This is a genomic window from Streptomyces sp. NPDC001204 (genome assembly GCF_053598035.1).
This window is the reverse complement of sequence record NZ_JBSFJL010000055.1, coordinates 26,838-37,797: the sequence shown is the minus strand read 5'-3', so window position 1 is coordinate 37,797 and position 10,960 is coordinate 26,838. Positions and strand designations below refer to the sequence as shown.

Below are 10,960 nucleotides of genomic sequence, written 5' to 3'. Positions count from 1 at the left end.
CGCACGACGGCGCAGCTCAAGCGGGTACTGGGAAGGACGTGCCATAACTCGATCCTCTCAAACGATCGAGTCCCTACCGAACCCGGAACGGTTCACAGACCAGGTGGACGTCGAGGCTGGCGGGCACGGCCTTGTCGATCGTGACAAGGAACTTCTTGAACTCGATGGCCCGGTGACGGCGGTGCAGCTCCGATATGACGCTGCCATCGGCGATGTTGAAGGCAGCGAACAGACTGGTGATGCCGTGGCGGTAGTAATCGTGGGTGCGCCGCTCGGGCATGCCCGGCATCATCGGCAGCACCGGCTGAGACCGGTCCAGCGCCTGGATTTGGCTCTTCTCGTCCACGCACAACACTACCGCTTTCTCGGGCGGATGGTGATACAGGCCGACGACGTCGACGACCTTCGCGATGAACTGCGGGTCGGTGGAGAGCTTGAACGCGTCCTGGAGATGAGGCTTGAGGTCGACCCTTTTCAGATCCGCCCGATGGTGGACTTCGACAGCCCAGAGTGCTTCGCCATCGAGGCCCGCGACCAGTGCGTGTCCTTGCCCGGGGTGGACTCCAACGTTGCCGTGAGCACATCCTCGACCTGGTCCAGCAGAATCGAGGGCGGCCTGCCGGGACGCGGCTCATCGCTCAGCCCGTCCAGCCTCAAGCGGATGAACCTCGACCGCCAGCGGTTAACCGTTCCGTGCGACACACCGAGTTCGGCGGCGACCTCCTTGTTCGACCCGCCTTCCGCGCACCGCAGCACGATCCTCGCCCGCAGCGCCAGGAACTGCGCGGTCTTGGTACTGCCGCGCCCAGCGCGTCAGCTCTGCCCGCTCGGCCTCGGAAAGCACCAGCTCCGGCTTGCGCCGGCCCGGCCGCGGCTCGTCCACCAGGCCAGCCATCCGCCGGGCTACGAATCGCGAGCGCCACTTGCGCACTGTCTCCGTGGATACCCCGAAGTCCGCTGCTACACCGGTATTTGAGACACCTTCCGCACAGGCCAGAATGATCCGGGCCCGCTCCGCCACACGGGCCGACACCGCGCCACCCGCCCAACGTGCCAACTCCGCACGCTCCTCGGCAGACAGCACGACTTCGACTGCACGAGGACCCCGAGACGCCATGAAATTAGCCTACAGACTTAGAGCCACCATTTCAGGCGCATCACACTAGGCTGCCACCGACGACGGTTCCGGACCGCACCGTCTTCGAGTACATCGTGCTCGCGTTGGTCCACGGATCCGGCTACGAGCGGATCGCCGGCCCCGGATGCTCCGACCGAACCATCCGACGCCGCGTCAAACAGTGGGCCGAACTGGGGATATCCGAGAAAGTCCACGCCCTCGCACTCAAGGCCTACGACCGCATGATCGGCCTCGGGCTGAGCGAGATCTCGGTCGATGGCTGCATCACCAAGGCCCCGTCCGGGGGTGACAAGGCCGGGCAGTCGCCGGTGGACCGGGGCAAGCAGGGGCTGAAACGCTCGGTCGCGTCCGACGCGGGCGGCGTCCCGCTCGGGATCGTCTCCGAGGGGGCCAACCGGCACGACTCACCCCTGCTCGGCCCCACCCTCGACGCGGCGAAAGCACAGGTCGGCGCGATGCCGGAAACCGTCAATGTCAACCTTGACCGTGGCTACGACAGTGCCAAGTCCCGTGCGTTGATAGATGAGTTGGGATTCACGGCCGAGATCGCACGCAGGGGAGTACCTGCCCCGATCCAGGCCGGCAAGCGCTGGGTGGTCGAGCGCACCCACTCGTGGATGAACAACTACGGCAAGCTGCGGCGCTGCACCGAGAGGAGCGGCGAAGTCGTGGACTTCTACCTCTACCTCGCCGCCGCCCTCGTCACCCTCCGTATGCTGATCCGCCGAGCAACGAGCCGCTACCGCTGGGACGGCCGCCCCACCACCCGACGCCTCAAGTGATCCATTTGCCGGACGGTCTTAACGGCTCTGGCCCGTAGTCGGTGGTGACGCCGAGTAGCGGTCAGGGCAGGAGGATGCGGTGGCGGAGGAGGTCGACTCCGGCGCGTCCGTGCATCTGCCTCATGATCCTCTTGGTGCGGGCGTTGACGCCTTCGGTGCGGCCAGCCTGGAACAACACGGCGGGCGGACCTTCGAGGGCGTCGCGATCCGGGGGGCCCAGCGGGTCCTGGCGATGGCTGCCGGGATCTGGCACAACAACCAGATCACAGCTCCAAAACCGGCTGCGCCGGCCGTGGGCGACGTACAGGACCTGGACACGCGCACCCGCATCGGGATCGGCGCTGATCATCCTGGACCTGCTCCTCCACCTCGGCGAAAGCCCACGCTCCTGCAACACCGCCGGCGTCGCCGTGGAGGGGCCCGCTGTCCACCCGCCGGAAGCGAAGCCACCAGCATCAAGTCTTCGAGAGACTCTCCCACACGAACCTGTCCACGATGCCGAGGCCGCCTGTGCGTTCCCGGACCACAACAAGATCGGGCACGAAGGGGCTGCCCGAACCTGAGCCGGCTGGTCTGTAATGGTCAGCTGACCGCCGGGGGGTGACTCGGTTCGGTGGTGCGAAGGGGTAGCGGGGCACGATGGGGCTGGACGGCGTATCCCAGGTCGTGGCCAGGGCGGGGAATGAGGGTGCGGCGGATGGCGATGAGGGCGGCGTCGTCGCCGAGGCGCCCGCCGGTGTAGGTGCTCAGGTCACGCTGAATGTGGTGTAGCAGGGCATCGGGATTCTGGTCGGCCCACTGGGCGGCGCGTTCTGCGAAGGGGTAGAAGACGCCGTGCTGGTCGCGGGCCTCGATGACACCGTCGGTGTAGAGGAGCAGGGTGTCGTCCGGGCCGAAGGGCAGGACGTCCAGGGTGTGGTCGTCGGGGTCCGTCAAGCCGACACCGAGCGGCGGTGCGGGGCTGAGGCTTGGCACGGTCACACTGTTGTCCGGGCCGAGCAGTATGGGTGCCGGGTGGCCGCAGCTGGTGATCTTGACGACGGGCTCGTCGTCGGGGATCTCCAGCAAAAGAGCGGTGACGAAGCGCTCCCCCGCCTCGTAATCGGGGTCGAAGTCGGTGAGGTAGCGGGCGATGCTGCGCTCCAGGGCGGCGGCGAGCTGGGGCAGGGAGGCGTGCTGGTGGGCGGCCTCCCGGAAGGCGCCGAGCAGGAGGGCGGCCTCACCAATGGCGGGCAAGCCCTTGCCCCGCACGTCACCGATCATCACCCGGGCCGCGCTGTCGGTGCGGGCCGCGGCGTACAGGTCGCCGCCGATCACGGCCTGGTCCTCAGCGGCCAGGTAGAGGCAGGCGAGCTGCAGCGGACCGAGCCTGCTCGGCAACGGCCACAGTAGGACCTGCTGAGCGGCCTCGGCCACCGACCGCACCTGGGCCAGCTCGCGGCTGCGCCGATCATGCACCACACAGAAGAGCACGACCAGCGCCGAGAGCGCCGCTATCGAGAGACTCTGCACCAGCGAGTTCCGCGAGAAGAGCACGCCGAAGCGCCAGGCGATGGACACCTGGGCCACCACCGCCAGAGCCCCGATGCCGCCCGTCGTCCAAGGCCTGGCGCCGAACCACGCGGCGATAGCGGGCGCAATCACCAGCAGCGGGCTGAGGACAATGTCGACCGGGGTCACGACGTCCACAACCGTGATCACCACGATGAGCGCGACCGGGATCACCAACGACTGCCACGGATGGACCATGCTGGCAAAGCGCCGCCTAAACACGTCCCCTACACTGCACCCTCCCAGAGCAGCCAGCCAGCGGAACCAACTGCAAGCGCAGCATCATGCACCCCAGGCCCCCTCGGGATGGGTGCTGCAGACTCTGAGTGCGTGTTTCTAGCCCCGCCGTTGCGTCCTTGCTGGCACGATCGTTGAAGACGGCGAGGCTCAGCCTCCCTCCAAGTCACGGCTACACCCATCGCCGGCCCGCGTGTGGCCGTCACCACACCGTCTGGCTCAGCCACGACGACGTGTGTACGGGCTGGCCTAGGGTGCGTTTCAGAAGTGGATCTTGATGTGCCAAGATCCACTTCGTGGGCAGGCACGATCTGACGAACGCGCAGTGGGCGAGGCTGGAGCCGCTGCTCCCGGTCGGGAAGAAGCCCGGGCGGCCGCCGGCTCACACCAAGCGGCAGCTGATAGACGGCATCCGCTGGCGTACCCGCACGGGTGCACCCTGGCGGGACGTGCCCGAGCGGTACGGCCCCTGGCAGACCGTCTACGGGCTGTTCCGGCGCTGGCAGCGGGACGGCACCTGGCATCGCATAGTCGAGCAACTGCAGGCCCGGGCAGACGCCGAGGGGCTGATCACCTGGGACATCTCGGTGGACTCCACCATCGTGCCCGCCCACCAGCATGCGGCGGGCGCCCGCAAAAAGGGATCTGCAGGTCGAGCCGCCCGGCGGGATCTTTGCCGAACCAGCCGACCACGGGCTGGGACGCTCGCGTGGCGGGCTGAGCACCAAGCTGCATCTGGCGGTTGAGCAGGCGCAGAGGCTGATGTCCCTGGTGATCACGGCCGGGCAGCGCGGTGACTCCCCGCAGTTCCAGGCGGTGCTGGAGGGCATCCGGGTACCCCGGCTGAGACCAGGCCGCCCGCGCACCCGGCCGAACAAGGTCCGCGCCGACAAGGCCTACGGCTCCCGCGCCAACCGCGCCTACCTGCGCCGCCGGAGCATCCGCTGCACGATCCCAGAGAAGCGCGACCAGGTCGCCCACCGCGCACAGCGCGGCTCCCGCGGCGGCCGGCCGCCGAAGTTCGATCCGGCCGACTACAAAGAGCGCCACGCGGTGGAGTGCGGCATCAACCGCCTCAAGCGACATCGCGCGGTCGCCACGAGATACGAGAAACTCGCCATCCGCTATGAGGCGACCGTGCTGGTCGCAGCCATCAACGAGTGGCTGTGACCAGCACATTTGAAACGCACCCTAGCCTGACGCGGGCGGCTTGGCCGTCCGGTGCGGGGACGGATTGCGCAGCACTGCAGCAGTCGTCCTCAGGGAGGTTTCCAGGACGGTCAGTCGCTGCACCGGATTCATCAAATTCGCGCCCATGACGGTCAGGTCCTCTGGTCCAGGAACGATCAGCCGCACCTGGCTCCCCTCCGCCCGCACGAGCTCGGTTTCATGCAGCAGTCGTCGGGTCGCGATCCGGCGCAGGCGCCGCTCCACCCTGGCGGGAATGCTGCGCGGGTGGTCCATCCGACGGGCGGAGGTCGGCGCCAGCACGACCACCTCATCCAGGCCGTTGCCGCCCCATGAGGCGCGCTGAATGGTGAAGGAGGCCGGCCTCCCGTGATGGGGGTCGGTGTCCCGGTGCATCTGCTCCGGAACGCCGTCGCGGAACTCCAGCCGGCCGTCGGAACGGATCAGTGCGTAGATAGCGGACATGGTGTGGCCCTCTGCGTCCGATCCCGCGTCCAGGCGTGAGCGGTCTGTGCGGTTTTGGGCCAATGAGGTCCGGTCGGCCCTATCACGGGTAGGTACCGCGGAGGTTGCCTGGGTTTGGGACGTTCCTCCCGGGTGGTGGGGACAGGTACCCCTCCCCACCACCCTTTCTTACCGCCTTTAGGCTTGAGTGATCTCGATGTGGCGCGGCTTGGCCGCCTGGGCCTTGGGCACGGTGACGGTCAGCACCCCGTCGGCCAGCGTCGCCGTGATCTCTTCGGCTTCGACGTCGGCCGGGAGCAGCGCCCGGTACTCGAAGCGGCCGGTGCGCCGGGTGCTGCGACGCAGGACGCCTTCGCGCTCGCACTGCTTGCACTCCCCAGTGATGCACAGGTCCCGGTCGCCGATCTCGACGTCGATGTCCTCGCGCTCGATCCCGGGCAGTTCCGCCTCGACCACGTAGGCCTCGTCCGTTTCGTGCAGGTCGGCCAGAGGTGACCAGGCCCCGATTCCGGGTGCCGTGCTGGCGGCCTGCAGGAACCGGTTCATCCGCTCGAAGAGGTCGTCGAACTCGGCGGCGATCGGCTCACCCCAGCTCAGGGCCGGGAACGGGCGTTCCAGGAGCTGACCGGGCCGGTGGTGCACGGGCAGGGTCATCGCGGTTCACCTCCGCGAAACGACGGCATTCGGGTTCATTTCCATGCTGAGCGCCCCCGTATCGCCCCGCGAATCGGGCAGCCTGCGGTCATGCCCCACACCCCCGATCGCAGACTTCGCGCCTCAGCACCTGGTCTACCTGGTCACCGGTGAGCACGCGAGCGAGCTGCCCAGCGACGGGCCTTCGGCCTGACACGGTCAGTACGTGATCTTGGCCGTTGCGTCCTGGCGGCCCGGTCGTTGAGGGAGGACGAGGCCCAGCCTCCCTCCGACAGCCGCACGCGCACGGGTGCGGCCGCCACCCCTTTGGAGTCAGTCCTGCCAGCCTTCGAATGGACCACAGCCGTAGTGCCTGATCAACGGGGCAGTCGTTGTGTCCCGGCAGGAGGTCAGGCATGAGTCACTGGGTGTATGCGTTCTCGGGTTGCCCGACACGGAGGACTTCCAGCAGATCGCAGATGATCAGGAGCCGGGCGCTGTGGTGCTGCGTGAACGCGCGGGCGGCCTCGGCATCGTGGACGGGTTCGTGCGGGAGAGCGTCGACGACTTGATGATGGTGGCCCGCTTCCGATGGGTGGCCAGCGGAGACCCGTCCACGGTGGCGCCGGCGGTGCTGCAGGCATCCGGACTTCCGCCCCTCACGCGGCTGGGTGCACGGTCAGTGAGAGCAGGCAGCGAGCCGAACGCCAGCGATTTTGCTTGAGGGACTTCCCGAGCCCGCATTCGAGGCTGCCGAGTGCCGCGAGGACGGCGAGAGCGGGAGGCGCCGTTTCGGCAACGAGGACGGCAGCCATGCGGTCTGCGGCATACCGTCTTTGGCGTAATGGGCGACTTGTATCGACGACGGCCTAATTCGCCGTCGTCGACAGCTTGGGCTGTTTGACCGCGGCAACCGGAGCCGATGAGTAATTAAGACGCAACCGGGCACCAAGGCCCGGCACCCACGATGCCGGGCCTGTTCGGGTGCTGGGGTCACACGACGCGAATGTTCTCCGCCTGGGGGCCTTTCTGGCCCTGGGTGACGTCGAACTCCACGTGCTGGCCCTCCCGCAGTTCGCGGTAGCCCTGACCGGAGATGTTGGAGTAGTGGGCGAAGACGTCCGGGCCGCCGCCCTCCTGCGCGATGAAGCCGAAGCCCTTCTCCGCCTTGAACCACTTCACAGTGCCCTTGGCCATGCCTGTCTCCTTCGAGGGGGTTCGGGCCCGCACGGTGCAGGTCCGGAGGTAATCGCCCTGGTCCGGAGAGGGCTGCACAGCAAAGCGCCCGCGGGCAAGGTGACCCACGGGCGAACGACTTCGGAACCACGACTGCTCTGCGGATTACGCTAATCCCTCTACTGGAGCACCGCCAGGCCGAAACGCCGCCAGCCCCTCGTGCGCCGATGCAGGCACTGCCGCAAGCCGCTGAAGGCAGCCAATGGCGGCACCCCTATGCGGAAGCTGTCGAGTCCGGCTTCCTCCTCATCGAGGGCCGCACAGGTCTCCCGTCGCTGCAGACGCCGGTTCGCCTGACTTACGGAAGGCTGGGCCGGCCCCAGGGGCACGCGGACCACTCGTTGTGGTACGGCGACTCCCGTCATCGGCGCGGGGCCTGGCGGCGGCCCATTCGGCGGCGAGGCTCGGGAGTTGCCGGGCCGACGGTGACGGGAGGTTCAGGCGGCGGATCTGTTCGGGCGCCTGCCGGGGAAGCTCACCACGTGTCGATGCGGCGCCCCGTGACTGCAGTGGGTTCGATCCGCATCCACAGGTCGTGTTCCCCTCCGGTCCACGGCTCGCTGTAGGCGAGCTCGGCGAAACGGCGTACGGCGTCGGGGTCGGTCACGGCTTCGGCGCGCCCGCATACCAGGACACTCCAGCCCTGACTCAACGCGTCGTCCACGCGGTCAACCTCGAAGGCCACCTCGCGATCGCGTCCCTGAGTGGGCACCGAGGCCGCCCGGGTCCGGAACACGACGGCGTCGTCGACGACGGAGTAGTTGACGGGAACGACGACCGGTGCGGCTTCGGTGGGTATCGCCAGGCGACCCACGCCGTGCGTCGAGAGCAGCCTGCGGCACTCCTCCTCGTTCAGTTCGGTGAGGCGAGGACTGCAAGCGGCGCGTCCGATACCGGGTGGCAAGTCGACGTTTCCGCCGCCGAGTTCCGTCGGAGTGGTCCGCAGGGCTCCGGCCAGCCGGAGCAGGGTGCCCGCCTCCGGTGCCGCCGTGCTGTACTGCTCCAGGTGCGCGACATAGCTCGGGGCCATGCCGGCACGGAACGCGACTTCCTCCCGGGTGAGTCCCAGTTCCCTGCGCCGCCGCTCGATGCGCCGTCCGAGGTCGCCCTGCAGAGGTTGGTCCGTGACATACGGCGGTGTCTGTTCGGCCATGGTCCCTCACTCCTCGTCGGGGCTTCCCCACAGCGGCCGGTTCCTGCCGCCGGTTCACCATGGCAAGGTCTCCGGTATTGCCCCGTAGATCCAGCATGCACGGCCTCGTGGCGGTTCGCTTGGGCCGGACGGCCCGCCTCCCCCGGGCATGCGGGAGCGCCCTAAGGAGGCCCTGCGCGGCTAGGTCCGCCAGGCCGAGGCCGACCGCGGCAAGCGTGACGACCGGCTCACGACCGCCGAGCGCGAGGAACTCATGCAACTCCGCAAGGAGAACACCGAGTTGAAGCGGGCGAATGAGATCCTCAAAGCCGCCAGAGTGTTTTTTGCCCAGAAGATCGACCGTCCCCGGACGAGGCTGAGCAGGTGATCGATCACCTGGGCTCACCGGACGGCGGCACTGGCAACGGCGGCCACCATGGCGACCAGCACCGTCGCACCGGCCAGGCAACGATGAACGGCTGGGTGAGCTGCGGGTGGCGGTACATGGCGTAGCCGAGCGCGCCGATGAACAGCAGGCCGACCAGGACCAGCAGCAGGACGACCCAAACTCCGCGCTGCCTGCACCGCCTCGGGCGCCTCGGTGGCCGCATCGCCCAGGCTGCGGCTGACCGGTCTCGGTCGGCGGGCCAGCCGGTGCCGCACCCCTTTCCTGGCTGTCAGGGCTCCCGTCACACCCTTGGGCTCACGCGCCGGGCCGCGCGGCTTGGGGGCGTGGGTGCTGGTAGGTCCACAGCTGGTCGACGAGGGTGAAGCCGAAGGAGCGGAAGAGCCGGGTGGCGGCCCGGCTCTCGGAGGCGGACTGCTGGGCGTCGTCGAGGACGAGAGCGACCTCGGTGGCACCCTGCTCGGCCAGCAGGGCCAGGGCCTGGCTGAGCAGCTTGTGGCCCAGGCCGCGGTGGCGGCGGGTGGGCAGGGTCTCGATCCAGTAGACGGTCGCGGTGCGGTCGGGTTCCACGCTGACCACGGCTTCGGCGACCGGTTCGGCAGCCTCACGAATGATCAGACGGTGGCCCGGAGGGTAGTCGCACGGGAAGACATCGGCGACCAGCTTGGCGGGCGGGGGCTCGGCAGGGAGCACGCAGTGCAGGTAGCAGCCCTGGCAGCGGCCGGTGAAGCCCGTCTGCATCAGGGTGTCGTGAGTGGCGCCGCGTCGGGTGCAGGGCAGGCCGCCCGGACCCAGGGGGCCCGGCGGAGCCGTCACGAATGCCTCGATCCACGTGCAGTCGGTAAGTGCGGCAAGTGCGTGGCCGATCAGGGCATGCAGGGCGGGCGGGTCCTCGTGGGCGTGGACCCAGCAGATCAGGCCGGTTCGTACATCGGTCCAGGACAAGTACGCGATGATCCCGTAGGGGCGGTCGTCGGCATCGGCCAGAACGCTGATCCGCGGCCTGGTCGGTACCGTCCAGCCAGCCAGGGGGAAGGGGACAGGACCGTGCCGCGCCGCGGCCAGCTTCTCCGGGGTGCAGTGCGGCTGTCCCGGCAGCCGGTCGGCATCGATCAGTTCTCGCACCCCCGGTTCGTCCTGGGGGTAATACGGGCGTACCGTCGGCGCGGTCTTGGGGTTACGCGAAAGAGCCATGCTGTCCGTCCGCACACGTGGCTGACGTTCCTATCGGCTACCTCTCAGAGTCCTCCGTTTGCCTCCCGCTGTCACGAAGAACCTCGGCTGTGCCATGGTGCTGTCCGTTCGCACTGAAGGTGTGGCCGTGTGGGAGGTTTGTGGTGGACGTGGCCTGCTGGGCCGCAGTGAGCAGCGAGCGCACCTGGTCGATGACCGGCTGGTGCACGGGGAGGGTCAGGTGCCCGACGCCGGGCACGAGCACATTGCATGCCTCGAGGTCTGGGTGGTCTATGCGGCCCCTGGTTGCCGGGATGATCACCTCGTCCAGGTCACTGTAGAAGCCCACGAACCGGGTACGGCACCCCACGGCCGGCTCGGCCAGTTCGGCCAGCAGGTCGCTTCTCGGCCGTAGCTGGCGCAGAAGCGGATGCGGCGGTGCCAGCAGGGCCGCGGCGGTCCCGCCGTGCGGCGTCGCCAGCGTGATCACCAGCGGCACCCGCAAGTCCCCGCCGAGCCGCTGCACGTAGTAGCGCGCGATCAGCCCTCCAAGGCTGTACCCGATCACGACCACAGCCCGCCCGGCGCTGCGAGCACTGGCCAGCTCCACCTGCTCGCCCAGAACCCGGGCCGCCGCGCGGACGTCCGGGCCGAGCGCGTGATAGCTCACCGTGATGAAGGGCCCCGCGCCGAGGCCGCCCAGCCCCCGCCGCAGCGCCATGCACACCGATTCCCTGTCCGCCAGCCCGTGCACCAACAGCACGGGGAGATCCCCATCTGCCAACGGTTCGCCCCGGACCGCCCCCCGCCACGGCAGAGCACGACCGAGATACCCGGTCAGCAGGCCGACGCCCCCCGCAGCCACATCGAGGGGAAGGCGCACCAGCCGCCCGGTCACCCTGCTTGCCTCGACACCCACACCGCGTACCGGTGACAGCCCCGGCACCGACAGATGCGGTCCAAAAGGAATGCCCGTAGCCGTTCACCTTCTCTCCACATATAGAAACGTTGCGCGCTCC

Annotated in this window: 9 protein-coding genes and 4 pseudogenes; 4 read left to right on the top strand and 9 right to left on the bottom strand. The window is 68.5% G+C overall.

Features of this window, described 5'->3' with window-relative positions; translation table 11 throughout:
- Positions 1-91: 91 nt before the first annotated feature.
- Positions 92-1,117: pseudogene (locus ACWC91_RS39845) on the bottom strand (IS630 family transposase); the annotation flags it as partial.
- 48 nt (positions 1,118-1,165) lie between these two features.
- Here ACWC91_RS39845 and ACWC91_RS39840 point away from each other — a divergent pair.
- Together ACWC91_RS39840 and ACWC91_RS39835 are read left to right on the top strand one after the other, a co-directional pair.
- Positions 1,166-1,920 (top strand): annotated as a pseudogene (locus ACWC91_RS39840) (IS5 family transposase); the annotation flags it as partial.
- Between the two features lie 154 nt (positions 1,921-2,074).
- Positions 2,075-2,194 (top strand): annotated as a pseudogene (locus ACWC91_RS39835) (IS982 family transposase); the annotation flags it as partial.
- A gap of 308 nt (positions 2,195-2,502) precedes the next feature.
- Here ACWC91_RS39835 and ACWC91_RS39830 read toward each other — a convergent pair.
- Positions 2,503-3,669 carry a PP2C family protein-serine/threonine phosphatase gene (locus ACWC91_RS39830; protein ID WP_450642409.1) on the bottom strand — a complete coding sequence of 389 codons (1,167 nt, stop codon included), beginning with the start codon at positions 3,667-3,669 and terminating at the stop codon, positions 2,503-2,505.
- A gap of 189 nt (positions 3,670-3,858) precedes the next feature.
- A pseudogene (locus ACWC91_RS39825) lies at positions 3,859-3,921 on the bottom strand (hypothetical protein); the annotation flags it as partial.
- 83 nt (positions 3,922-4,004) lie between these two features.
- Between ACWC91_RS39825 and ACWC91_RS39820 the strand changes: the two are divergent.
- A protein-coding gene (locus tag ACWC91_RS39820) for an IS5 family transposase (protein WP_450642407.1) occupies positions 4,005-4,878 on the top strand; the annotation gives its coding sequence in 2 pieces (ribosomal slippage) (positions 4,005-4,393 and positions 4,392-4,878; 876 coding nt in all).
- A 21-nt stretch (positions 4,879-4,899) separates the two neighbouring features.
- On the opposite strand, the gene ACWC91_RS39815 is transcribed toward ACWC91_RS39820, so the two are convergent.
- Both ACWC91_RS39815 and ACWC91_RS39810 read right to left on the bottom strand, forming a co-directional pair.
- Positions 4,900-5,361 (bottom strand): hypothetical protein, encoded by a 462-nt coding sequence (locus ACWC91_RS39815; protein WP_225080998.1) that lies wholly within the window; start codon positions 5,359-5,361, stop codon positions 4,900-4,902.
- A gap of 177 nt (positions 5,362-5,538) precedes the next feature.
- Entirely contained in the window at positions 5,539-6,015 is a 477-nt protein-coding gene (locus ACWC91_RS39810; protein ID WP_450642405.1) for an Hsp20/alpha crystallin family protein, read from the bottom strand.
- Positions 6,016-6,439: 424 nt separating this feature from the next.
- Here ACWC91_RS39810 and ACWC91_RS39805 point away from each other — a divergent pair, with 424 nt between their 5' ends.
- The gene (locus ACWC91_RS39805; protein WP_225081000.1) at positions 6,440-6,718 is read left to right on the top strand and encodes a hypothetical protein; all 279 of its coding nucleotides are present in this window, start codon (positions 6,440-6,442) and stop codon (positions 6,716-6,718) included.
- 269 nt (positions 6,719-6,987) lie between these two features.
- On the opposite strand, the gene ACWC91_RS39800 is transcribed toward ACWC91_RS39805, so the two are convergent.
- From ACWC91_RS39800 to ACWC91_RS39785, 4 genes are all read right to left on the bottom strand, one after another.
- Entirely contained in the window at positions 6,988-7,191 is a 204-nt protein-coding gene (locus tag ACWC91_RS39800; protein WP_225081001.1) for a cold-shock protein, read from the bottom strand.
- A 514-nt stretch (positions 7,192-7,705) separates the two neighbouring features.
- Positions 7,706-8,383, bottom strand: a complete 678-nt coding sequence (locus ACWC91_RS39795) for a helix-turn-helix domain-containing protein (RefSeq protein ID WP_450642404.1) — start codon at positions 8,381-8,383, stop codon at positions 7,706-7,708.
- A 682-nt stretch (positions 8,384-9,065) separates the two neighbouring features.
- Entirely contained in the window at positions 9,066-9,962 is an 897-nt protein-coding gene (locus tag ACWC91_RS39790; RefSeq protein ID WP_225081003.1) for a GNAT family N-acetyltransferase, read from the bottom strand.
- Between the two features lie 37 nt (positions 9,963-9,999).
- Positions 10,000-10,704: an alpha/beta hydrolase gene (locus ACWC91_RS39785; protein WP_225081004.1), complete on the bottom strand. Its 705-nt coding sequence runs from the start codon at positions 10,702-10,704 to the stop codon at positions 10,000-10,002.
- Positions 10,705-10,960 lie beyond the last annotated feature (256 nt).

What these genes read in the sequence shown, in the direction of transcription:
- ACWC91_RS39810 (WP_450642405.1), bottom strand. Translation starts at nt 6,015, where the DNA reads ATGACCCTGCCCGTGCACCACCGGCCCGGTCAGCTCCTGGAACGCCCG.
- ACWC91_RS39815 (WP_225080998.1), bottom strand. Translation starts at nt 5,361, where the DNA reads ATGTCCGCTATCTACGCACTGATCCGTTCCGACGGCCGGCTGGAGTTC.
- ACWC91_RS39795 (WP_450642404.1), bottom strand. Translation starts at nt 8,383, where the DNA reads ATGGCCGAACAGACACCGCCGTATGTCACGGACCAACCTCTGCAGGGC.
- ACWC91_RS39800 (WP_225081001.1), bottom strand. Translation starts at nt 7,191, where the DNA reads ATGGCCAAGGGCACTGTGAAGTGGTTCAAGGCGGAGAAGGGCTTCGGC.
- ACWC91_RS39830 (WP_450642409.1), bottom strand. Translation starts at nt 3,669, where the DNA reads ATGGTCCATCCGTGGCAGTCGTTGGTGATCCCGGTCGCGCTCATCGTG.
- ACWC91_RS39790 (WP_225081003.1), bottom strand. Translation starts at nt 9,962, where the DNA reads ATGGCTCTTTCGCGTAACCCCAAGACCGCGCCGACGGTACGCCCGTAT.